Origin of the sequence: Providencia sp. (assembly GCF_052096715.1) — a bacterium.
GTDB lineage: Bacteria > Pseudomonadota > Gammaproteobacteria > Enterobacterales > Enterobacteriaceae > Providencia.
Genome location: NZ_JBQDNB010000003.1, coordinates 126,151 through 148,862, shown reverse-complemented (window position 1 = coordinate 148,862; position 22,712 = coordinate 126,151). Strand labels below are relative to the sequence as shown.

Below are 22,712 nucleotides of genomic sequence, written 5' to 3'. Positions count from 1 at the left end.
AGCCTATCAGCTATATTCAAACTATATTATTCGATAATGATGTTTATCTAAACCGTACTTTTTCATGCGTAAATACAATTTCTTACGCGGCATTTGCAAGTACTCTGATACATCATTAATACGTCCTTGATGAATATTCAACGCTTCCGTAATAATTTGCCGCTCATAATTTTCAATCTGCTGATCCAATGCTGTCGGTACAACAGAAGCTAATAACGGATTTGCAGTTTCTCCCATCGGCATGATCCCGACTGCATAAAGTTCCGCAGCATTCGCCAACTCCCCTACATTTCCTGGCCAATGGCGACGCGTTAGTTTTTTAATAAAAGACTCATCCAATATTGAAAAAGAATGATTTAAACGCGTACAGGCTAACTCCAGATAATAATGAAAAAGAGGGGAAATATCGGCTTTGCGTTGTGATAGCGGTAAACAAACAACTTGGGTCATTGAAAATAGATAATAAAGCTCTGCGACCAATTTTTGCTGTTTAGTCAACATAATCAGAGGGGTTTCTGAAATACCCACTAAACGAAATGAACGATGTTCCTGTTGAATATGCTGCACTAAATATCGTTGCTGGCTTAATGGCATAAACTCAATATTTTTAAGCACTAATGTACCATCAGCGACTTCACTCAACCATGTATCAAGAGGAACATCTTGCTCATTGATTAATGTTTTTATCACTAATGGTGACTGCTTATTATTACTAATTTGGTGCAAATAACGGGATAAATACGTTCTTCCACTGCCAAACTCACCTTGAAAAAATACCGCAGCATGCGTTTCAGCAAGACTCTGTAATTGCTGGCTCACTTGTTGCGTCCATTCACTTTGCCCGACAAAATTCAACGTAAGCTGCTTTTTCCCCCAATGCCGTTGCTTCACACGTTGCTTACGCGCGGTTAAGGCTTTTTCAACTTGCAATAGAAGATACTCAGGATTAATTGGCTTTTGTAAGAAATCCCATGCGCCCAATTTAACGGCCTCAACAGCCATCGGGACATCACCATGCCCAGTAATCAGCACAACGGGTAAATATTTATCTTTTTCAAGAAATAATGCCATCAAATCAATACCCGAACAGTCGGGCATACACACATCGCTTAAGACAATACCACACCAATCACGATGAACTAATTCTTTAGCAATCAATGGATTATCACAACTATAAACCCGATACCCTGCTTGCGCTAATAATAAGCAGTAAGCTTCAAGTACATCTTTATCGTCATCAATTAACAATATATCGTAGTTGTCATCAAGCATGTTTACTGACCTTCTTAAAGCTTAAAATTGCACATCCGTTTTGAGTGAGCGTCGATGCTATACGCAACTGCCCCCCTAACTGCTGCATAATCGAATGACTAATCGATAAACCAACACCAAGCCCGATTTCTTTACTTGTGGTAAATGGCTTCATCAACGAATCTGCAAGTTCTAGCGGCCAACCACTTCCATTATCAACAATATATAACGTGAGCTCGTCATCTGTTTCAGTGTAATCGACGGAAATCACCGCTTTGGTTGGACTGGCATCTAAGGCATTCGCTAATAAATTCACGAGGACTTGTTGAATTCCGATTTCATCACCAAATACCCGCGGCAGAGCATCAGGGTACAATAAGCTAACGTCACGCGTTTTGTGTTGTAATAGCAAAACATCCCAAGCACTTTGAATACTTTGATTTAAGCAAATAGGTTGAAGCTGTTCATCGCTATCACGTTTGCGCGCAAATTGGCGTAGTGCACGAATGATCCCATCCATACGAGTCACCAGTTTTTCAGATTTATTCAATGCCTGTTGTGCTATGTCAATTTCTTCAGATATCAACGCTTTTTTAGCCATATAGAGGTGCATTGACAGTGCATTCAGTGGTTGGTTTATTTCATGAGCAAGTGTTGTCATTGTCTGACCCACTACCGCTAATTTAGCGGTTTGAATTAACTCATTTTGTGTCGTTCTTAAATTTTCTTCAATCGCTTTACGGTCTTTAATCTCTTGTTCAAGCTGATTTTTTTGCTGATTAATTTGCTCAATTGTCCGTTGTAACAACATCGCGATACGACCTAATTCGTCTCGCCCACCCACAGGAATTGGCGTCGTCAAATCACCAAAACTAATTTTTGCAACTGCTTGATTTAAAGTATTAAAACGTTTTACTAACCGAGATTGAATAAAAAAGTAATTAAATAGCACCGCTAGAAGTAAGGCAAGAACGGCGGTAATAATAATAATGGTACCACTCAGCGACATAATATCCGTTAAATGATGATTTAGCGTTTGTAGCTGTGAATGGCTATTTCCTAATTGCAATTCCAGTTGTGAACGGAATCGAGCTAAAATTCGCTCTTTTTCAGTCGTCATCGCAGCAAGCTTGGTTTTTGCTTGTTGATAATTTTGCAGCACACTTAGCATTTTACTATCAGATAAACCAATATCTAACAGCTCATCAATCGTTTGGCGTAATGTAACTGCACTTGGGTAAAGGTCAAATACTGCTTCATTTGCGTCGAAATTAGCCTTTAAGTAGCGTAAATAGCGAACATAGCTCTCATTTTCATCCATATCAGCCAGTTCTGATCCATTTTGTAAATTTTTCAAACGCCCTGAAAGTACGCTACTAATTTGTTCCTCCAATCTCGACAACATATAAATCAGCTGTAACTCCCCTTGAACATTACGCAACCTACCCTGTAGGGCGACCGTTTGATTTGGTTCTTGCTCAATTTTATCCAGTAAAGAGCCTTGCTGAAGACTAATATCTTGGGATAACGAACTTAATTCCGTATTAAAATCATCATGCAACCAGTTAATTCGCGATGAAAGGGTATTCACCTGTTCATTAGCTAGAAATAATGTATACAAGGCCTTATCTAACCGATGCAATAAATCTTGGCTCTGCGAAACAATATCCGCAATTTGTTGATGATCGCGCCCAGTTAGATTTTGATTAATCGCAGTAACTTGCGTTAAATGAGTGGTTATCTGATTGCGTAATTGCAGCCTAGTCGCCGTATTAGGTGCTTTTAAAAACTCGTTTAATTCATCGACTAAGGTATTTAATTGTCCTTCAATTAAGAAAGAGGATTGGATACGCGGAAAATAGTCACCAAGGGCATAACGAATTTGCTGGTTTTGCGCTTTCCATGCATACAGGCTGACACAACTCACAATTAGCGTCATTAAAGTCCCTGCAACAAATGCGGCTCGCAAAATTGAGCTAATACTAAACAAACCAATGTAATTAATAATCCGTTGTTTCATTTGATCATTTCCAAGTAAGCGATCGCTTTACGCTGCTGTTCTTGGAAGAAACTTTGCCAACGCATATATTCTTCTTCAGCTTTACGACTGTCTTCAAACCGTGAGTAATATGCAGGATCGATACTTTCTTGAGCACTAACAGGCATAGCGGTTAATAATTGGCGCACTTCCGGTAGCGTTTTTTTTAATTTAGCCTCTGCCATATACACGGCTCGCCATGCATCTTTCGATTCAGTTAAACGAAAAGTAATCGCCATATCAAAAAGTTGTTGTATTAATTTCTGACGCTTCAAGACGAGATGCTCATCTAGCGGTATGGGAGAATTTAATAACTGGCTCTGTTGTGCTTCTCGAGGATGCCCTTTGGGAAGCGGAGTCACCGGATACTTTCCGGTGTTGGTATCCGCTAATACCCGCTGCCCTTGTTCACTGAGTAAAAATGAAATAAATTGCCGTGCTTTTTCTTTATTTAAACTATAACGCGTAATAGCAATAAATGTTGGTGATGTTCCCGAATCTGGCAAATAATGAAACTCTAAATCAGCATTACCTAAAAGCAAATTGGCATAATTATCAATAATAGGTGCAGCGCCCCCTAAACCTGTTTTAATTTTATCTGCAACACCAAAGCTTCGTGATGAAACTGTCGCTAAATTACCTGAAATACTGAGTAAAATTCGCCAACCTTCATCCCATCCGCGCTGCTGTAGCAGCGATTCAATCATAAGATGATACGTATCTGAACGGGATGGGCTGCTCATCAGTAACATGCCTTGATAGCGACTATCAGCAAGTTCATCCCACGTTTTAGGAATAGGTAACTGATTCTCTCGCATCCAATTTCGATTCACTAAAATACCGTAACCAGAAAAAGCGACTGCCGCGACGGTTTCTTTCAATGATGAGGGCACAATACGTTGAGAAAATTCAGGTATCCCCTGCAACGCAGCTAAGCGCTCATGCTGTTGTAAATGCTGCATTAACATAGGAGAAGAGGTGAGAACTAAATCGACATTCTCGAGTGCTTGGGTATCTAATAAACGTTCTAAAGATGCGCTTGTACGATTTATGGTACGAATAGGAACCGCTTCAGGCTGCACCTTCCAACTGTTCATAATATAAGTTGTAGCCTCGGGGGAAAATGTCGTTGCCACTACTAATTCATCATTTTTCGCTATAGTTGCATAGCCCAGTTGGCTAAAACTAACGCCAATAATAACCAGCATGATGGACGTAATAACAGTCTGGAGCCGCTTTATTTTTATCATCGATTTCTCTCTCCTGCTGACAGATGTGATTCACATCAAAAAAGTGACAATCTTTTTATTTTGTCCAAAAGTCTATTTGGGGCAAATCTTACCCTTTTCAGGATAGAGACAAATTTAAGTTAAATAACCAGCCCATAAACAATGGATTATTTATTTTTATTCTTAAGGTCATTAGTGATAAATACCTCCGCTGCGCGACTAAAAGTCTGCCAAACTTTCAACAAAACAAAATCAGCCCACTAATCACCAAACCTTTAATCTCACTCTTCAATCATTAAAGCAACCATTAAATCGTCATAAATAAAAAATCATTTATAGCCTTGATTGTTATGAGTCAATTTGACCGTTACCTTTCCAAAATTGAGTCAAAAGTGACACAAAAACAGGATGTTGAGATATTTTTTAAAGCAGAACATGATGGCCTCGTCAGAAAAAAAACGACAAAAAACTCAACGATTTTATTTTTATATCTATTTCACAGGTGAATCTATGCTGTCATTTTTAAAACCAGCTGTGGCAAAAAAACCAGTTCCAGCAGGACAAGTTCCAGCAACTTACAAACGTTACCGCGTTCAAGCACTTCTCAGCGTATTTCTCGGCTACCTAGCCTATTATATTGTGCGTAATAACTTCACACTTTCGACTCCTTACTTAAAAGAAAATTTAGATTTAAGTACAACACAAATTGGCTTATTAACCAGTTGCATGCTTATTGCATATGGCATCAGTAAAGGGATCATGAGTACCCTTGCAGATAAAGCCAGCCCGAAAGCTTTCATGGCCTTCGGTTTGATCCTCTGTGCCGTCGTAAACTTCGGTATGGGTTTCAGTAACGCTTTCTGGTTATTTGCCGGATTTGTAGTACTTAATGGTTTATTCCAAGGAATGGGAGTTGGCCCTTCATTTATTACTATCGCCAACTGGTTCCCGCGCAGAGAACGCGGCCGTATCGGTGCATTTTGGAATATTTCACATAATGTTGGCGGTGGTATTGTAGCCCCTATCGTTGGCGCTGCTTTTGCCGTACTTGGGACAGCTCATTGGCAAAGTGCCAGCTATATGGTTCCTGCTGTTATTGCAATTTTATTCGCCATCATTGTCTTAGTGCTCGGTAAAGGCTCCCCTGTTCAAGAAGGTTTACCCGCTCTTGACCAAATGATGCCTGAAGAAAAAGTGGTGTTAACCACCGCTCAGCAAGAGCAATCACCCGAGAACATGACCGCATTTCAGATTTTTTGTACTTATGTATTAAAAAATAAAAATGCTTGGTATATCTCATTCGTTGACGTTTTCGTCTATATGGTTCGTTTTGGCGTGATTAGCTGGTTACCCATTTATTTGCTAACCGAAAAGAACTTCTCTAAAGATCAAATGAGTGTGGCATTTTTATTCTTCGAATGGGCAGCTATTCCTTCGACTTTACTTGCAGGTTGGTTAACAGATAAGTTGTTCAAAGGTCGTAGAATGCCATTAGCTATTATGTGTATGGTCTTGATCTTCTTCTGCTTAATTGGTTACTGGCAGAGCCAGTCTCTTGCGATGGTTACTTTCTTCGCTGCCGTTGTCGGTTGTCTAATATACGTGCCACAATTCCTAGCATCCGTACAAACTATGGAGATCGTTCCGAGCTTTGCTGTCGGTTCAGCCGTTGGCCTACGTGGTTTCTTGAGTTACATCCTCGGAGCAACACTCGGAACAAGTTTATTCGGATTCATTGTCGACCGTATGGGGTGGCATGCAGGTTTCTATCTGTTACTAGGTGGTATTGTTTGTTGCATTGTCTTCTGCATTTTATCTCACTTCGGGGCATTAGAACTCGAACGTAATCGCCAAGAAAAAATGCCAAGTGAAGCTCAACTTGCCAATGCGTAATAGCAATATAAATTAAATCGATAGTTTATAAATAGCAAAAAACCCGCCTTCTATTCATTGCGGGTTTTTATTTTATTTAACAAATAAATTATTCTCGATGATATCGCTGTTGAACCCATTGGGCACATAGCATTAATGTCAGACTTATCAAAACAGCCAGACAAGCCATCGCCATTCCACTGCCAATGGACCCTTGCTCAAATTGTCGCCAAACAAAAATAGACACGGTTTGCATTCCAGCAGGCGCTAATAATAACGAAGACACTAATTCACGGGATGCTACCGCGAAAACAAGCATCATCGCTGCAATTAAACTCGGAAAAACCAATGGAAATAAAATTAATCGTAATGTGGTTATCGCTCCAGCGCCATGAACCCTAGCTGCATCAGCTAAACTACCGCCAATTTGGGTCAACGCAGCACTGCAATAACGAACAGGATAAGGCAATAATAAACAACTATAGGCGAGCACTAAAATACCCCATGTGTGATAAGGCGTCACTGGCCAAAAAGGCTGATTCCATGCCAATATCAAACCCACGGCAATAACAATACCGGGGATAGCAATAGGTAATAAAGAGAGCGCATCAATAATAACAGCGCCACGTATTCGCTGTGAAACTACTAACCATGCAGATAAAAAGCCGAGTAACCCCGTTAAGATTGCCGTTGCTGTTGCCAATGAAATACTAGTAAATAATGCGTCTAACGCTTCCGCTTGAGTATCTATTAGCCCCGAAAAATGCCGCCAGGTTAAGTTATCAAATGAAAGTCCACCCGACACCGTAGAAGAAAAAGCAGTACCAAACATGGCTAATAACGGCATTCCCACTGCAAAAAAAGTGACAAAAGCAAACAACCCCATTACAGGCCAACGCCAAACACCAAGGGAACGAGTCACCAATACCGCCGCCTTACCTGTTGTTGTCGCGACATTGCGCCCTGAAACCAACGTGCGTTGTAGCGTATAAGCAAAAATGGCCACGCTTGCCAATAATAGTGACAAAGAAGCTGCGCCCGGTAAATCAATAGGCCAATCAGCTAACCGCTGTTCGATATCTGTCGTTAGTACCCGTATGCCATTAGGCGAACCAATTGCCGCAGGTATACCATATTCTTCAATAGCTAACGTGAAAATCAATAATAATCCAGCCGCCATTGATGGTAATGATAATGGTATGGTGACTTTAAAGAAGGCTTGCCAAGCCGAAGCGCCATGTACACGTGCTACATCAGCTAGGCGATTACCATTAGCTGCCATGCTGCGAGATACCGCAAAATAAAGCACAGGAAATAAATTTAGCGCCATAATACACATCATGCCGCCCAATGAAAAAATGGCACTCCCGGGGCTGACACCAAATAATTGTTGTGAATAACCATTCGGTTGCAAGGTTAGCATCCATGAAAGCCCTGCAATATAAGGCGGGATCAAAAATGGAATTAAAAATAATAGATCCCAGCCCCGTGCGAATGGAAGATTAAATAAACCTCTTAATGCCCCTAATGGAATAGCAATAACCCCACTAATCACCGCAACACCAACGCCTAAAAATAAGGTGTTCTGCAATAACAACGGCAGTTCCGATTCATTAAACAAATCAATAATAGGTTCAAACGGTCGACTAAATACCCCCTGACTTAATAGGGGGAAAAACGCTTGAAGAACAATAAAGCACAGCGGGATCACCACTAAAATAATTAATGCGGTGACCACAACCAAAGGCAAAAAACGAATTTTTCTCATCAATACATATCTTAATAAAAAAGAAACTTAACGAAACAGTGTGCTAAAGCGGGATAAAATATCGCTACGTTCAGCGCTATTTGCAGTAGGTTCCGGTAATAATGTCAGCGCTGAAAAATCAGGTCGTTTACCTGCTATATCGGTTCTCGCTGGCATTAACCATGCATTCGCAACAATAGTTTGCCCTTCTGGTGATAATACGTAATCAATAAAGGCTTTGGCGTCATCCGGTTGCTTACTGCTTTTTAAAATCATCATTGGACGCGGGGCAATCGCCGTTCCACTAGTTGGAAAAATCACTTCGATAGACTCGCCGTTAGCAATACTGCCATAAGCCACATAATCCACCGCACCGAATACGGCCGCTTTTGCGCCTTGTAGTACGGGTGTCAATGCTTGGGCATTCGGTCCAGAAATCACCATGCCATTGGCTTTTAATTCAGAAAAAAGTGCCCATGCGGCATCTTGTTTGGCATTTTGTAGCCCTAAGACTAAATCCAGTGAGGCACCGGAAAGCGCAGGATCGGGCATCGTCACTTTATCTTTAAACGCTGGCTGGGCAAGGTCGCTCCAATCAGTCGGCTTTGGTGTGCCACTTTTGCTATTCCACACAATACCTAATGCTGAGATACCTTGCGCGACATAATAGGGCGTTTTAAAACGCTCAGGCACCTGAGCTGCATTAGCACTTTCATAAGGCAGTAACCAGCCTTTTTGTTGTAGATCGACAGCAGTATCCCAAGAGGCTGAAATCAGCACATCAGCCCGTGGATTAGCTTGTTCCGCTTCTAAACGTGCCATCACCTTACCGGTAGTAGCTTGAAAAATATCGACTTTGGTACCTGTTTGTTTTTCGAAACCTGCGGCAAGTTGTTTCGCCATCGCCCCAGGACCTGCGGTATAAACTGTAATTGCTTGAGAAGATACCGAAAACATCGCACAGGAAAGCCCAATACTCATCGCTACACCTTTTAGTGAAAAACCAGCCAACGAACTATTTTTGAATATTGAAAATACGTTTTTTTGAGTTAACTTTTGCATCACAGAACCTCTTTTCATAATGTTGTCAGGCTTTCAATTGTTCCATTTTGCATATGCGCAATTTGGTGAGCCAGTGTGGTTGCTTCTTTTGGATCATGGGTGACATAAATCGCGGTAATTTCTAATGTTCTCAATAGCTGAGCCATTTCTTCACACAGTGATTGGCGTAATGCGATATCGAGATTGGAAAGCGGTTCGTCAAACAACAAAATTTCAGGCTCTGCAATAATGGCACGGGCTAAAGCAACCCGTTGTTGCTGACCACCAGACAGATCTGCGGGTTTTCGTTTTGCAAAATCAATTAACCCTACCCGCTCTAACGCGACATCTACACGTTCCTGTACCGCATGACGCGCAACACCTCGCATCCGCAAAGGAAAGGCAACATTTTGGAAAACGGTCATATGAGGCCACAGTGCATAATCTTGGAATACCATACCCAGATTACGTTGTTCAGGGGGGGTCAGATGGTAAGCATTGGCGACAAGCCTATCTGCGAAATAAATTGCACCATCAGTCGGTTGTAATAAACCCGCTAGCAATTTGAGTAATGTACTTTTACCGCAACCCGATGGTCCCAATAACGCTAAAACGGTACCTTTAGTCACCGTTAAATCGATACCTTTGAGCACATATTGATTGGCGAAAGCTTGAGATAGATTTTGAATTGAAATCATAGAGGTATTGCCCGTTAACGTTGCATTAGGCAAAACATCACGACTCTCATTCGATGAAAAGAGAGTAGATCGCATAATAAATTGTATCCTCTTTGGGATTTAATCGTTATAGACGATGCTACGAAAGAAATACGTCAACTTGATGACAGTTTTATGATTGAAAGATGACAGGCTAGTGTAAGTTGACTCGCGAGTGAGTCGATGACGCCATATAAATTCCCCCCTCGGCTCTACTACACTAAGTGACGCTTAATACACTGATAATAAAATGAAAATAAAACTCACCTCTCGCATTTACTGAGATTATTCCCTACGAATAATGTTAGATTTTTTTGTTCTAACTCATTTAAATCATTTATTTGACATTCCTCACATTTCATATTAATTTGGAAGTATAGACGTCTAAACATCCATTTTGTTTTAATGATGTTTCTAGTTCATCAAAGGTATAAGAAGATTGTGATAACACTAAAAAATGTCAGCAAAATATATAGCCAGAGCAAAAAGCAAACTATTGCTGTTGATAATATTAATCTCAATATTGCAGCAGGTGATATTTTTGGCATTATTGGCTATAGCGGCGCAGGAAAAAGTAGCCTAATACGCTTATTAAATCGCTTAGAAGAAACAACTGATGGTGAAATTATTGTTGGTCAGCATAATATTACACTCAGCGATGAAACATCGATTCTAAAAATTCGTCACTCTATTGGCATGATATTTCAGCACTTTAATTTATTATGGTCACGAACCGTCAGAGAAAATATTGAATTCCCATTACAAATTTCAGGGTTCAATAAAAAGAAACGCAAAGCACGGGTCGAAGAGTTGATGGACTTAGTGGGTTTAACGGAAAAAGCCGATGAATATCCATCCAGACTCAGCGGCGGCCAAAAACAACGCGTCGGTATTGCGAGAGCATTGGCAAATAATCCAAGTGTATTACTGTGCGATGAAGCAACATCCGCATTAGATCCAAAAACAACACAAAACATTCTTGCGTTATTGGCACGTATTAATCGTGAACTCAATATAACGATTGTTCTGATTACACATGAAATGCAAGTCGTTCGAAGCATTTGCAATAAAGTTGCCGTAATAGATAAAGGCAAAATTGTGGAGGAAGGATTAGTCACTTCTGTATTTCATAATCCACAACATACGATTACACGCCAATTTCTTTCACAAAGTGAAATAGCGACAGATACTCAGGATGATTTGCAAATTAATTTAAAGCAAGGCGCTATTATCAGAATCGTATTAGATGACGATAAAAACAGTGATTATTTGCTTTATGACTTAATTTCAAAATTTAATGAACCTATTAAATTAATTAAAGGTGTCTTTAACAAAGGCAGTGGATTTTTATACTTACAATTCAAACTGGATACAGAAATATTATTTGATGCCGTTAAGTATCTTCAAGATGAAAAAAATGTAGTGGTTGAGGTAATTTAAAATGGACGAAATACAGCATTGGATTAGCACCTATTTACCTAATTTAAAAATCAATGTACTTGGCGTAGAAACAGTCAATACATTATATATGACCATAATGTCAGGAGCGCTATCATGTATTTTGGGTATTCTTATTGGTATTTTTCTATTTTTAACAGCCAAAGACGGTGAAAAAGAAAATATTCCCGTTTATCGCATTTTATCATTTGTGGTAAATATCTTTCGGGCCGTTCCCTTTATTATTTTAATTATTTTATTATTTCCATTTACTAAGTGGTTAATTGGCACCATTCTCGGTGTCAATGCTGCTTTACCCGCATTGGTGATCTCAGCAAGCGCATTCTATGCCAGGTTAGTTGAAATCGCATTACGAGAAGTTGATAAAGGCGTGATAGAAGCCAGCCAATCGATGGGCTCAAAACTACACACTTTAATCTTTAATGTCCTGATACCTGAATCATCACCCGCATTAATATCCGGCTTAACTGTAACCTTAATTTCATTAGTCGGGGGGACTGCGATTGCAGGGGCAATAGGTGCAGGTGGTTTAGGCAACTTAGCTTATTTAGAAGGCTTTCAGCGTAGTCATATGGATGTGGTTTGGGCGGCAACTTTAGTTATCCTAGCTATTGTCCTTTGTATTCAAGTGATAGGAGACACCTTAGTCCGGTGCATTGATAAACGTTAATCAGATTAAGTGGTAAGTAAAATCAATAATTAATTTTTAATTCGAATAAAATGGCAATATAGGAAATAATAAAATGAAAAATTTAGCGATATTTAAGCGCCTAGGGGCACTGCTTTTTATCAGTTTAGCGCTAACAGCATGCCAGCCCGATCAAAAAGAAAAAAGTAATAAACTTATTATTGGCGCATCTTCAACGCCTCATGCTGAAATATTAGAATTCATTAAACCTCAATTAGAAAAAGAGGGAATAATATTAGACGTGCGTGTTTTTAATGATTACATCATTCCAAACCAAGCCTTAGCTGAAAAAGAATTAGATGCTAATTTTTTTCAACATGTTCCTTATTTAAATAAAACTTTGGCAGACCATCCAGACTGGAAATTAGTTTCTGCGGGCGCAGTACATATGCATCCCTATCGTTTCTTCTCACAAAAATATAAAAGCCTACAAGATTTACCTAAGGGTGCAAAAGTCATGAGCAGTAATAATATTGCTCAGCATGGCCATATATTAAAGCTGTATCAAGATGAAGGTTTAATAAAAATTCGTAGTGGTATAGATCCTGATGATGCGACTATTGACGATATTGTCGAAAACCCGCGTAATTTGCAGTTCTTATTTACCTACGATGCCCCATTGATGCCTCAGATTTATAAAAATGGCGAAGCTGACGTTGCCTCTATTGATGGACACTTTGCTCTCAATGCAGGTCTTGATCTAAGCAAAGATGTTATTTACACCGAGCCAGCAGCAAACAGCAAATTTGCTAACGTTGTGGTGGTTCGTGAAGACAATAAAGATGATCCTCGTATTGCTAAATTAATGGCTGCATTAAAAACAGCAGAAACCAAAAAGTATATTTTAGATAATTTTAAAGGCGAAGCGGTTCCCGTACCTTAATTAAAGAAATACAAACAAGGGAGGCGATCGCAGCCTTCCTTGTTTTTAATCTAAAAATAAATCGTTAAGCCTGCTGCCTTGTTGCCGCCAATACGATTTCACGAATACAAACATTCTGTGGTTGCAAATAAGCAAAACGAATAGTATTAGCAATATCTTCAGCCGAAAGTACAGTACCGCCCATATCCTGTTTCCACGCTTGATATCCTGTTTTTATATTTTCATCCGTTGTGTGACTCAACAATTCGGTTTCCACGGCGCCTGGTGCAATAGTGATAACACGAACACCATGTGGTGACAGCTCTTCACGTAAATTCTCAGAAATACCATGCACCGCAAATTTGGTGCCGACATACACCACATGGTTCGGGAATGTCTTACGACCCGCCACAGAACTAATATTAATAATAGTACCCTGCTTACGCGAGATCATACCCTCAGTCACCGCATGAACACCATTTAAAACACCTTTGATATTCACGTTCAACATTTGGTCCCATTCTTCTGGACTCTGGGTTTCAATATTGCCCAACAGCATAACACCCGCATTATTAATTAATGCATCAACGGAGCCAAAACGCTCTTCCGCTTCTTTAACCGCCGAAATAAAAGCAGTACGATCAGTCACATCGACCGATTTACACAGTGTATTTGGTAAATTTAACGCAATCATAGGTTCAGTGCGACGCGCTAACAATAATAATGAATAGCCTTCACTTGAAAGAAGTTTGGCTGTTGCGAGACCGATACCTGAGCTCGCCCCCGTGATAACAACTAGCGGTTTATTTGAATTTGGCATTTTGCTCTCCACATAATTAAAATTGATATCAAAATCGATGGGTGGACTATATTTCATCCCGACACTGCATTAAAATGGTTTATTTCTCTCACAGGCATAAAAAAAATCTATGGATAATCGTCAACTTCACGCTTTTATTGCTGTTTTTGAAGAAAGAAACATTACTGCCGCAGCCAAACGGCTTTTCCTCACGCAGCCTGCATTATCAACAACCATCAAAATGCTAGAAGACAGCCTTGGTACCCCGCTATTTATACGGCAACCTCGCGGTGTCGAAGTCACTGAAGATGCCCGGATACTCTATCCCCACGCACGTAGAATGGTGGCCGAAATGGAAGCATTAACGCAAAGTTTTAAGCGTGAAAGGAACCGGCAGCCATTGGAAATCGGTATCGAAAATGATATTGCAAATAGCCAGATAACCGATTTTCTACACCATATTCATGATCCTGAATTCAATCTATTAGTTAACCTTGAGTCTGGCTGTGAAGGCGATATTCGATTTGGCTGTGAAGAGCTTCGCTGTGAAGATGAATTATTTTTGCCCCTAAATACTGAGCCGTTTATTCTCGCCATGCCCAGTCATCATCCGCTTGCAGAAAAAGCCACTCTCACCCTTTCCGATTTACACGGCTTGTGTTGGATCATGTGCCCTAAACTTTCATCTCATCAACGTCTGCTACCCATTTATGGTGCTACAGCCAATTCTCCTGCGGCAAATGCTGGCACATTTTCTCTCGCTCTTTGCCTCGTCACACAAGGATTAGGCGTCGCTATCGTGCCTGAATCTCTTGCCAGCGAGCATCCACAAATTATCACTCGCTCACTCCCAGGACACACATTATCTAGACGAACTGGAGTTTGCTATGCCATTCAATCACTCACCCAGCCTGCTGTGAGCCAATTAATACAGCACTTAAGTCAATGAGTTTAGCTACGCAATAATGTAATTAAAGGCACTTAGCCTAGGATCATGATGACTAATCACAAATAAAACAATTATGCTGAGCGAATTTGTTATGCTTTCGTCACATTATTATTACGTAGTGTTAATAAACCTCACGCGATGTGAGTAAAATCACAATTAACCCCTCTTTTTTAGCTTATAAATCGCTCACCTTTATGTTGTTTTCATCAAAAGGAGAGCATCCTGATGATATTTTCTGTTCGAGACACTCTTTTCTCTTTATTAACTTTAGACGCTATTTCAGGTCATGAGTTGCCTATCGCAAATATTATGCAAAAACACTTTAAACACACAGCAAAAGAAGTCTGGCAAGACAGATTAGGCAATGTTGTTGCTCGTTATGGTAGCGATGAACCTGATGCATTGCGTTTAATGGTATTTGCTCATATGGACGAAGTGGGTTTCATGGTTCGAAAAATAGAAGCGTCAGGTTTTATTCGTTTCGAGCGTGTTGGCGGGCCTGCACAAGTAACAATGTCAGGTTCAGTAGTACGACTTGCTGGAGAGCACGGCTCAGTCCCCGGATGCATTGGCATTAAATCTTACCATTTTGCAAAAGGCGATGAACGCACACAGTCCCCTTCTGTTGATCAACTCTGGATTGATATTGGTGCAAAAGACAAAGCTGACGCGGAAAAAATGGGTATTAAAGTTGGTACACCAATCACGCTATATAATCCACCACAAGAACTCGGTAATGATATGGTTTGCAGTAAAGCCCTCGATGACCGACTTGGCTGTACGGCTTTATTAGGTTTGGCCGATGCCGTCAAAGATAAAAAACTCGATATCGCTTTATTTATTGTCGCCTCGGTCCAAGAAGAATTTAATATTCGAGGGATACTGCCTGTATTACGCCGTGTTAAGCCCGATCTTGCCATCGGGATCGATATAACACCATCTTGTGATACACCTGACTTAAAAGATTATTCAGATTTAGTGATCAACGCAGGCGTTGGGATCACCTGCCTAAACTACCATGGCAGAGGCACGCTTGCAGGGCTAGTCACCCCCGTCCGCTTAATTAACATGTTAGAAAAAACAGCAGCAAAAAATCATATTCCTGTGCAAAGAGAAGTCGCACCAGGCGTCATTACCGAAACAGGTTATATCCAAGTTGAACAAGATGGCATTCCTTGTGCCAGCTTATCTATCCCTTGTCGTTATACACATTCACCGGCTGAAGTTGCCAGCCTACGTGATCTCAGTGACTGCATCCGCTTACTGACTGCGTTAGCAACACTCCCCGCTAACCAGTTCCCGATTGAGTCTGACTCAGAAACTTATCAAGAGGTTATATCAAAATGAAAAAAATCCTCGTTGCTTGTGGAACCGGTATGTCGACATCCACAATTATTGCTCAAAAACTACAAAACTACTTAACAGATGAAGGAATTTTTGTTTCTACCTCGCAGTGCTGCCTAAATGAAATTCCATTAAATTGTCATGGTGTTGATCTGATCATCACCGCAATGAAAACGGATACCGACTATGGCATACCTGCACTAAATGGAGCGCCGTTACTAACAGGGATTAACGATGAGGTATTAAAACAAAAAATTAAAACGCTGTTATCACAATAAACCTAAAAGGTGGCGTTATGTTTGATTATATACTTTCTCTAGGCGGTACTGTATTTGTCCCAATCGTCATGATAGTGATTGGATTAATATTTCGCATCCCATTGCTACAAGCTATTAAAGCAGGCGTTACAGTGGGGATTGGTTTTGTCGGTATGGGGCTGGTGATTGTCATGGCAATCGATAGCCTAAGCCCCCCTATCAAAATCATGATTGAACGTTTCGGTTTAACATTACACGTCTTAGATGTTGGTGCAGGCCCCGCATCAGGGGTGGGATATGCAACAGCAATTGGCGCGATGATTATTCCAATCATCTTTCTACTGAATATCGGCTTATTGTTCACTCGTCTAACGAAAACAATGAACGTCGATATCTACAACTACTGGCATTACGCAATCACCGGTACAGTAGTACAACTTGCAACAGGAAGCTTGAGCTACGGTATCATCGCAGCAATGTGTCACGCGATGCTGTCCTTAAAAATGGCAGACTGGACAGCAAAACGTGTCCAAGCCATCGTCGGTTTAGAAGGTATTTCGATTCCGCAAGGGTATGGCTCTAGCTCTGTCCCACTCTTTGTTCTACTTGATTCAATCTATGAAAAAATTCCTTTCTTAAAAGGTAGGAACGTCGACGCGCAATCAATCCAAAAACGCTACGGCATGGTAGGCGACCCCGTCATTATTGGGGTGGTACTAGGCTTACTATTTGGACTTGCTGCCGGAGAAGACTTTAAAGGTTGTGCGACTCTCGTAATTACAGTGGCCGCGATTATGGTTCTCTTTCCTCGAATGATCCGCTTAATTGTTGAAGGATTAATCCCTATCTCAGAAGGCGCTCGTAAATTTTTTCAAAAGCACTTTCATGACCGTGAAGTTTATATTGGTTTAGACACCGCCGTCACACTTGGACACCCGACGACCATTGCGGTTGGCCTTATTCTTATTCCTATTATGTTGATATTAGCCAGCATTTTACCGCTGAATAATGTCCTCCCTCTTGCTGATTTACCTGTTGCTCCGTTCTTTATCTGTATGGCAACCGTAATACATCGTGGTGACTTATTACGTACCTTAATCAGTGGTGTGATAGTCATGAGTACCGTTTTACTGATCGCAAGCCAATTTGCCCCTTTCTTCACTGAAATGGCACGTAACGGGGGCTTCAATTTTGCTGAGAATGGCTCTCAGATTAGCGCATTATCCGTCGGAAACATGTTCGGTTGGTCTATCTATGAATTAATGTCATTTGGTCTTATTGGCGTCGTCGTGACAGTGGGAATTGTCGCCTGCGTCGTCATTTTCTTACGTAATCGTGAATTACCTGAATAAGGAGCATCAAAATGAGTTGGTTAAAGGAAGTTATTGGCACTGAAAAAGCCGTGATCGCGATGTGTCACTTACGCGCGCTCCCCGGTGACCCAGATTTTAATGCCCAACATAATATGCAATGGGTACTAGACAGAGCTTATGACGACCTAATGGCGTTACAAAATGGAGGAGTAGACGCCATTATGTTTTCGAATGAATTCAGCTTGCCGTATCTCACTAAAGTAAAACCCGAAACAACTGCGGCAATGGCACGAATTATCGGTCAGCTAATGGGGGAAATACGCGTACCTTTTGGTGTTAACGTACTTTGGGATCCCCTGGCTTCCTTTGATTTAGCCATGGCAACAGGCGCCAAATTTATTCGTGAGATTTTTACCGGCGCTTATGCAAGTGATTTTGGCGTATGGAATACCAACGTAGGAGAAACTATTCGTCATCAACATCGTATTGGTGCCAGTGGTGTAAAAACGCTGTTCAATATTGTCCCTGAAGCCGCCGTTTATCTTGGTGGTCGAGACATTTGCTCCATTGCAAAATCTACCGTTTTCAACAATAAACCTGATGCTTTATGTGTTTCAGGATTAACAGCAGGCGCAAAAACCGATAGTGCCATTCTAAAGCAAGTTAAAGATACGGTACCCAATACCGTCGTTTTCGCCAACACCGGGGTTTGTCTTGAAAATGTCGAAGAACAGCTCAGTATCGCTGACGGATGTGTTACCGCAACAACCTTCAAAAAAGACGGCATTTTTGCCAACTTTGTTGATCAATCAAGAGTGGAGAGATTTATGGAAAAAGTCCATGCAATCAGGCAATAAAAAGGAGATAAGTAAAAAACTTATCTCCTAGAACAATAATACTAGGGGCCGCAATCTTCGCCAAAAGGTAGGCGGCTCCTCGTGAATTAGCATATACCGAACCTTAAAGGAGTCAATAACCAATGATTGACGATGCCAAATGGATCCAAACCAACCAACTTGCTGATAATTGGCAAGAGGCGCTCACCATAGCCTGTGAATCTTTAATCACCTATGGCGCTGCTGAGCCACGATATTTACAAGGCATCATTGATAATACCAAAAGCTGGGGGCCCTATTATCTGATTGCTCCCGGTATTGCAATGCCACATGCAAGGCCAGAACAAGGTGCTATTTATAATCAAGTTACGCTGACCACCCTTCGTCATCCGGTGGTTTTTGGTCATGAAGATTGCGACCCTGTATGGTTATTAATCAGTGTTTGTGCCACACACAGTGATGATCATATTCGATTAATACAACATATTACTCAAATTATTGATAGCCCAATCTTGCTAGATGAAATTCGTCTCGCTAAAACGCCCAATGAGGTTTTCATGCTCTTAAATGCACATTGATTTATACATAAGGAAATAATTATGATCCTACATCCTTCTTTAACTTCAGCTGATCCCCTTTGGCTAGGAGCCACTGTTGATAAACTTGCCAATGAAAATATCGGCTCACTACACTTAGATATTGAAGATGGCAATTTTATCAGCAATATCACCTTTGGAATCAAAACAATAAAGGCTATCTCTCTCGCCACAAAACAAGCGACATCCGTTCATTTAATGGTATCTCAGCCACTAGTTTGGATAAGAGAACTCATTCCATTTCATCCCAAGTGGATTTTTTTTCACCCCGAAAGCGTTCAAAATCCATCAGAAATTATTACTGAAATAAAAAATATGGGCGCGAAAGTAGGATTATCTCTCAATCCAGCCACACCAATTGCACCTTATCAATATCTATATAAAACACTTGATGCAGTGATGATCATGACAAGTGAGCCTGATGGTCAAAACCAACAATTTATTCCAGCTATGGTGGATAAAATTCAACAAGTTGCACAGTTATTACCACAACTGGAATGCTGGGCTGATGGTGGAGTCAGTTTTGATAACATTTCATTATTAAAAGCCGCGGGTGCAAAACACTTAGTGGTAGGAAGAACGCTGTTTTCATCCGAGAACTTAACACTAACATTAGACCAATTAAGACATTAAATTCGAAAGGAAACAGTCTATGAGCCTGTATAAATCGGATCGGATCCAACAAATGCTGCATTACCTTTGGAAATGTCGCGAACTTTCTACTCAACAAGCTGTTGAGCTATTTGATTGCGCAGAAGCCACTGTTCGTCGAGATTTTCAATATATTGCGGAACATTACCCAGGAATGACGCGAACTCATGGTCGTCTTGATTTCGATGACAGTACGGCAGATAAAGAATCTCAATTCGATGTTAGGCGCTCATTAAACTGTAAAGCTAAACGAGAAATTGCCTTAATTGCCCGAGAGTTAATTCATGAAGGAGATTGTTTTTTCCTTGATTCAGGCTCAACCTGTCTCGAATTAGCCAAAAGCCTTAATGATATTAAGGTAAAAGTGATTTGCAATGATATAAAAATCGCCAATCAATTGGGCGCATTTGCCAATATAGAAAGCTATATTATTGGCGGATTAATCAGACCCGGTTATTTCACTGTGGGAGAAAGTTTAGCATTAGAAATGTTAAATGCATTTGCAGTTGACCGTGTATTTATGTCCTGCGATGCCCTATCAATCGAAATGGGCATTACCAATGCCACCATGTTTGAAGTCGGTGTAAAACGTCAGCTCATCGCACGCTCACGAGAAGTTATTCTGCTCGCCGATCACTCCAAGTTTGATACCTTTGAGCCCCATGCCGTCGCAACCTTATCCTGCATTAAAACGATTATTAGCAACAGTGCATTACCCAATGAAATTCAACAACGTTACCAACAAGCCGGATGCGAATTAAAGCGCGGTTATTAATGTCACCATCAGATAATAAAAATTAATAAGTGATTATTATTTAACTAAAAAATCTATTTTATATTTCAACTGGCTAGGGATTAATACAAAATACATGAGCAGTGTGCATTTTCACTTTATAATAAACACACTTAGCCTCTTTGATGACTCCCCATTTATCAGGAAGTTATCCAATTATACTATCAAAATGAATTCCATCTCAGCAGGAAAAATCTAATCCATTAAAACGAATAAATAACAACAAAATGAGTTTGACGGTTAAATTCTAGATAAACCTTATATATCAAATTTTAAGGTTTAGAAAATATGCTGATTTCTGAGATTTCGGTGCGAAGGCCGGACTCGCACATAAAGACTAACAACATGAAATTTAAGTAACATATTTTTAGTGATTTTTTTTGTACCCGTAAATGTACCCACATTAAAAACATTGCATTGATAGATATAAAAATTAGGGCAACACTTGGTCTATACTTTGTCAGCCTAATACATGCCAATAAGCCAAAACCATGAAAATAATAAATGAGATCAGAAAAGAAACATTAAAATTTCGAGAACTACTTAATAACTGTGATAAATAAAATACAAAACTTGTAATAGATTGCTTTCCGATTATGCGCTGTAAGCTTTCCTCGATGCTTTTAGCATACCAGATTATACCCTAAAATTATTTAATTACTTTCAATATTCAAACTAGTACTCATCAATAGTATAAAATAGGTGATACCAAGGAATATATTTGCTAAATAATAGTTTTAACACTAAGAACCTATCCCAGAAGGTATTGTCAGAACATCGTAACGGGTAATTTCTGAAGGTGAAAATGTGACAGGCGGCAAATAGCAGATCAGCGATGAACTCTGGGAAAAAATAGCACTGCTTATCCCTGAGCACAAAACCAATCATCCGCTCGGCACTCACCGTAAGTGAGTTGATAACCGTGCTGCCATGGATGTCATATTCTTTGTGCTCAGAACTGGTTGCCAGTGGAACACCCTAAACGCCACCGGGATATGTTCATCGAGCTCACAGCACACCGGCGCTTCCAGGAATGGCGTGATGCCGGTGTCTTTGAACGCTTTTGGCAGAACGGTCTGCTTACCTGTGAACATCTGGACGATATTGACTGGTCATGGTTGTCAATGGACGGTTGCATGACTAAATCATCGCTGTCGGGAACAAAAAACAGGCCTAAATCCTACGGACAGAGGGAAGCAAGGCGTAAAACGCAACCTGCTTACGGACGCCAACGGACTTCCCCTGTCACTGGTTATTGCAGCAGCAAACACGCACGACATCAAACTGGTTACAGATACACTCGATGCCCTTCAGAAGGGACCTCCGGGACAAAAACTGAGGCTCTGCCTGGACAAAGGTTACGATGCAGGCTGGCTGAAAACCTATCGACAGAACCGCTGCTACGAGCCGCATATCCAGTCCCGTAAAGAAGAGTCTGACGCCAGTAAAAACATGGATGGGCTTCAAAGCCCATCGCTGGGTCGTCGAAAGAACGCACAGTTGGATGAATAGTAGTCATTCCATTAACGCCCCTAGATTTTTTGAATAAAGAATAAGGATTGAATATACTTTTTATTATCTGCTAGAACGTTAATCTAAGTTGCAAAAAAAGCTTCATTAATTCTACATATTCCGAATATCGCTGCTCGATCTCATTTTTATCAGCTTCTGACAACTGATGTAGATAACCATTCCTAAGTTGTCTGGCACTCTTGCTCCCTCTCTTTCCTGTCCCCCCCCTATAAATTAAATCTAAAGACTCATATTTAAAATATAAATTAAAATGTTCCAAAGTATTTCTTAAAGTACCTATATTTAATGTACTTTTATTATTTAAATTTTTATCTTTTTGATAAAAAGATTGCAATTTTGCAGCAAAAACCTCACAACGAAGATAAAAGTCAATAAATTCACCAACCTTTCCTTGGCATGAAAAACCAGGGTCTGCTTTAACTACACTCTCTAATCCTAAATTTCTTCGAGCGGATAATGCTGAATTCTGTCGATGGCTTCTTTCTCTTTTAATCATAAATCCCCATAGTTAGCTAAAACCTTCGATAGCACATGTTACATGTACTACTTTTTCGAATGCTATCTTACTTCTTTAAGCATTTATGTGACTAAATTGACAATGATTAAAACATAAATAAATTTTATATCTAATCTTCTAGTCTTTGCGTTCTAACCTAAACCCGACACTTTGTAGTGCCATATTTATAAATAGGTTATATACTTAATCCAAATAAATCTCTATGTAGATAGAATCTTAGTT

The 22,712-nt window shown here is 40.3% G+C and carries 20 protein-coding genes and 1 pseudogene; 13 read left to right on the top strand and 8 right to left on the bottom strand.

The window, feature by feature from the left end:
* Nucleotides 1-21: 21 nt before the first annotated feature.
* The 3 genes from pgtA to ACTH6U_RS03785 are packed head-to-tail and all read right to left on the bottom strand — an operon-like array spanning nucleotide 22 to nucleotide 4,497.
* Nucleotides 22-1,272 (bottom strand): two-component system response regulator PgtA, encoded by a 1,251-nt coding sequence (pgtA, locus tag ACTH6U_RS03795; protein ID WP_441831609.1) that lies wholly within the window; start codon nucleotides 1,270-1,272, stop codon nucleotides 22-24.
* On the bottom strand, nucleotides 1,265-3,271 hold the full coding sequence (pgtB, locus tag ACTH6U_RS03790) for a two-component system sensor histidine kinase PgtB (RefSeq protein ID WP_441831608.1): 2,007 nt from the start codon (nucleotides 3,269-3,271) through the stop codon (nucleotides 1,265-1,267). Before pgtB ends, pgtA begins: the two co-directional genes overlap by 8 nt.
* The gene (locus ACTH6U_RS03785; protein ID WP_441831652.1) at nucleotides 3,268-4,497 is read right to left on the bottom strand and encodes an ABC transporter substrate-binding protein; all 1,230 of its coding nucleotides are present in this window, start codon (nucleotides 4,495-4,497) and stop codon (nucleotides 3,268-3,270) included. The genes pgtB and ACTH6U_RS03785 overlap by 4 nt, the downstream gene beginning before the upstream one ends.
* A 531-nt stretch (nucleotides 4,498-5,028) precedes the next feature.
* Here ACTH6U_RS03785 and pgtP point away from each other — a divergent pair.
* On the top strand, nucleotides 5,029-6,411 hold the full coding sequence (pgtP, locus tag ACTH6U_RS03780; RefSeq protein WP_441831607.1) for a phosphoglycerate transporter PgtP: 1,383 nt from the start codon (nucleotides 5,029-5,031) through the stop codon (nucleotides 6,409-6,411).
* 88 nt (nucleotides 6,412-6,499) lie between these two features.
* Here pgtP and ACTH6U_RS03775 read toward each other — a convergent pair whose 3' ends face one another.
* The 3 genes from ACTH6U_RS03775 to ACTH6U_RS03765 form a co-directional block, all read right to left on the bottom strand.
* Complete coding sequence (locus ACTH6U_RS03775) at nucleotides 6,500-8,158, bottom strand: ABC transporter permease (RefSeq protein ID WP_441831606.1); 1,659 nt, start codon at nucleotides 8,156-8,158, stop codon at nucleotides 6,500-6,502.
* A gap of 27 nt (nucleotides 8,159-8,185) precedes the next feature.
* Nucleotides 8,186-9,118 (bottom strand): ABC transporter substrate-binding protein, encoded by a 933-nt coding sequence (locus ACTH6U_RS03770; RefSeq protein ID WP_294104425.1) that lies wholly within the window; start codon nucleotides 9,116-9,118, stop codon nucleotides 8,186-8,188.
* A gap of 95 nt (nucleotides 9,119-9,213) precedes the next feature.
* Nucleotides 9,214-9,951 carry an ABC transporter ATP-binding protein gene (locus ACTH6U_RS03765; protein ID WP_441830212.1) on the bottom strand — a complete coding sequence of 246 codons (738 nt, stop codon included), beginning with the start codon at nucleotides 9,949-9,951 and terminating at the stop codon, nucleotides 9,214-9,216.
* A 384-nt stretch (nucleotides 9,952-10,335) separates the two neighbouring features.
* Here ACTH6U_RS03765 and ACTH6U_RS03760 point away from each other — a divergent pair, with 384 nt between their 5' ends.
* The 3 genes from ACTH6U_RS03760 to ACTH6U_RS03750 all read left to right on the top strand — a co-directional run bounded on the left by ACTH6U_RS03760 (nucleotide 10,336) and on the right by ACTH6U_RS03750 (nucleotide 12,923).
* Entirely contained in the window at nucleotides 10,336-11,334 is a 999-nt protein-coding gene (locus ACTH6U_RS03760; RefSeq protein WP_294104034.1) for a methionine ABC transporter ATP-binding protein, read from the top strand.
* A 1-nt stretch (nucleotide 11,335) separates the two neighbouring features.
* Nucleotides 11,336-12,022: a methionine ABC transporter permease gene (locus tag ACTH6U_RS03755; protein ID WP_294104037.1), complete on the top strand. Its 687-nt coding sequence runs from the start codon at nucleotides 11,336-11,338 to the stop codon at nucleotides 12,020-12,022.
* A 73-nt stretch (nucleotides 12,023-12,095) separates the two neighbouring features.
* The gene (locus ACTH6U_RS03750; RefSeq protein ID WP_294104038.1) at nucleotides 12,096-12,923 is read left to right on the top strand and encodes a MetQ/NlpA family ABC transporter substrate-binding protein; all 828 of its coding nucleotides are present in this window, start codon (nucleotides 12,096-12,098) and stop codon (nucleotides 12,921-12,923) included.
* Nucleotides 12,924-12,987: 64 nt separating this feature from the next.
* On the opposite strand, the gene ACTH6U_RS03745 is transcribed toward ACTH6U_RS03750, so the two are convergent.
* Nucleotides 12,988-13,722 carry an SDR family oxidoreductase gene (locus tag ACTH6U_RS03745; protein ID WP_441831605.1) on the bottom strand — a complete coding sequence of 245 codons (735 nt, stop codon included), beginning with the start codon at nucleotides 13,720-13,722 and terminating at the stop codon, nucleotides 12,988-12,990.
* Between the two features lie 109 nt (nucleotides 13,723-13,831).
* Here ACTH6U_RS03745 and ACTH6U_RS03740 point away from each other — a divergent pair, with 109 nt between their 5' ends.
* The 9 genes and pseudogenes from ACTH6U_RS03740 to ACTH6U_RS03700 all read left to right on the top strand — a co-directional run.
* On the top strand, nucleotides 13,832-14,650 hold the full coding sequence (locus ACTH6U_RS03740; RefSeq protein ID WP_336429264.1) for a LysR family transcriptional regulator: 819 nt from the start codon (nucleotides 13,832-13,834) through the stop codon (nucleotides 14,648-14,650).
* A gap of 225 nt (nucleotides 14,651-14,875) precedes the next feature.
* Nucleotides 14,876-15,997 (top strand): M42 family metallopeptidase, encoded by a 1,122-nt coding sequence (locus tag ACTH6U_RS03735; protein WP_336429266.1) that lies wholly within the window; start codon nucleotides 14,876-14,878, stop codon nucleotides 15,995-15,997.
* A complete protein-coding gene (sgcB, locus tag ACTH6U_RS03730) occupies nucleotides 15,994-16,272 on the top strand; it encodes a PTS sugar transporter subunit IIB SgcB (protein ID WP_336429268.1) in 279 nt (92 codons plus the stop codon). Before ACTH6U_RS03735 ends, sgcB begins: the two co-directional genes overlap by 4 nt.
* A gap of 17 nt (nucleotides 16,273-16,289) precedes the next feature.
* Nucleotides 16,290-17,603 carry a PTS sugar transporter subunit IIC SgcC gene (gene sgcC / locus ACTH6U_RS03725; protein ID WP_294104045.1) on the top strand — a complete coding sequence of 438 codons (1,314 nt, stop codon included), beginning with the start codon at nucleotides 16,290-16,292 and terminating at the stop codon, nucleotides 17,601-17,603.
* 11 nt (nucleotides 17,604-17,614) lie between these two features.
* A complete protein-coding gene (locus ACTH6U_RS03720; RefSeq protein WP_441831604.1) occupies nucleotides 17,615-18,421 on the top strand; it encodes a BtpA/SgcQ family protein in 807 nt (268 codons plus the stop codon).
* Nucleotides 18,422-18,543: 122 nt separating this feature from the next.
* Nucleotides 18,544-18,978 carry a PTS sugar transporter subunit IIA gene (locus tag ACTH6U_RS03715; protein ID WP_441831603.1) on the top strand — a complete coding sequence of 145 codons (435 nt, stop codon included), beginning with the start codon at nucleotides 18,544-18,546 and terminating at the stop codon, nucleotides 18,976-18,978.
* 21 nt (nucleotides 18,979-18,999) lie between these two features.
* Nucleotides 19,000-19,629 (top strand): epimerase, encoded by a 630-nt coding sequence (locus ACTH6U_RS03710; RefSeq protein WP_441831602.1) that lies wholly within the window; start codon nucleotides 19,000-19,002, stop codon nucleotides 19,627-19,629.
* A 19-nt stretch (nucleotides 19,630-19,648) separates the two neighbouring features.
* Nucleotides 19,649-20,422 carry a DeoR/GlpR family DNA-binding transcription regulator gene (locus ACTH6U_RS03705; RefSeq protein WP_441831601.1) on the top strand — a complete coding sequence of 258 codons (774 nt, stop codon included), beginning with the start codon at nucleotides 19,649-19,651 and terminating at the stop codon, nucleotides 20,420-20,422.
* Between the two features lie 846 nt (nucleotides 20,423-21,268).
* Nucleotides 21,269-21,950 (top strand): annotated as a pseudogene (locus ACTH6U_RS03700) (IS5 family transposase); the annotation flags it as partial.
* A 72-nt stretch (nucleotides 21,951-22,022) separates the two neighbouring features.
* Here ACTH6U_RS03700 and ACTH6U_RS03695 read toward each other — a convergent pair.
* Nucleotides 22,023-22,469, bottom strand: coding sequence for a hypothetical protein (locus tag ACTH6U_RS03695; protein WP_160229921.1), 447 nt, complete (start codon nucleotides 22,467-22,469; stop codon nucleotides 22,023-22,025).
* Nucleotides 22,470-22,712 lie beyond the last annotated feature (243 nt).

Coding starts and splice junctions, on each gene's coding strand:
- ACTH6U_RS03720 (WP_441831604.1), top strand. CDS start 17,615: ATGAGTTGGTTAAAGGAAGTTATTGGCACTGAAAAAGCCGTGATCGCG.
- ACTH6U_RS03785 (WP_441831652.1), bottom strand. CDS start 4,497: ATGCTGGTTATTATTGGCGTTAGTTTTAGCCAACTGGGCTATGCAACT.
- ACTH6U_RS03775 (WP_441831606.1), bottom strand. CDS start 8,158: ATGAGAAAAATTCGTTTTTTGCCTTTGGTTGTGGTCACCGCATTAATT.
- ACTH6U_RS03745 (WP_441831605.1), bottom strand. CDS start 13,722: ATGCCAAATTCAAATAAACCGCTAGTTGTTATCACGGGGGCGAGCTCA.
- ACTH6U_RS03705 (WP_441831601.1), top strand. CDS start 19,649: ATGAGCCTGTATAAATCGGATCGGATCCAACAAATGCTGCATTACCTT.
- ACTH6U_RS03710 (WP_441831602.1), top strand. CDS start 19,000: ATGATCCTACATCCTTCTTTAACTTCAGCTGATCCCCTTTGGCTAGGA.
- pgtB (WP_441831608.1), bottom strand. CDS start 3,271: ATGAAACAACGGATTATTAATTACATTGGTTTGTTTAGTATTAGCTCA.
- ACTH6U_RS03695 (WP_160229921.1), bottom strand. CDS start 22,469: ATGATTAAAAGAGAAAGAAGCCATCGACAGAATTCAGCATTATCCGCT.
- ACTH6U_RS03755 (WP_294104037.1), top strand. CDS start 11,336: ATGGACGAAATACAGCATTGGATTAGCACCTATTTACCTAATTTAAAA.
- ACTH6U_RS03740 (WP_336429264.1), top strand. CDS start 13,832: ATGGATAATCGTCAACTTCACGCTTTTATTGCTGTTTTTGAAGAAAGA.
- sgcB (WP_336429268.1), top strand. CDS start 15,994: ATGAAAAAAATCCTCGTTGCTTGTGGAACCGGTATGTCGACATCCACA.
- ACTH6U_RS03735 (WP_336429266.1), top strand. CDS start 14,876: ATGATATTTTCTGTTCGAGACACTCTTTTCTCTTTATTAACTTTAGAC.
- pgtP (WP_441831607.1), top strand. CDS start 5,029: ATGCTGTCATTTTTAAAACCAGCTGTGGCAAAAAAACCAGTTCCAGCA.
- ACTH6U_RS03750 (WP_294104038.1), top strand. CDS start 12,096: ATGAAAAATTTAGCGATATTTAAGCGCCTAGGGGCACTGCTTTTTATC.
- ACTH6U_RS03715 (WP_441831603.1), top strand. CDS start 18,544: ATGATTGACGATGCCAAATGGATCCAAACCAACCAACTTGCTGATAAT.
- ACTH6U_RS03765 (WP_441830212.1), bottom strand. CDS start 9,951: ATGCGATCTACTCTCTTTTCATCGAATGAGAGTCGTGATGTTTTGCCT.
- sgcC (WP_294104045.1), top strand. CDS start 16,290: ATGTTTGATTATATACTTTCTCTAGGCGGTACTGTATTTGTCCCAATC.
- pgtA (WP_441831609.1), bottom strand. CDS start 1,272: ATGCTTGATGACAACTACGATATATTGTTAATTGATGACGATAAAGAT.
- ACTH6U_RS03770 (WP_294104425.1), bottom strand. CDS start 9,118: ATGAGTATTGGGCTTTCCTGTGCGATGTTTTCGGTATCTTCTCAAGCA.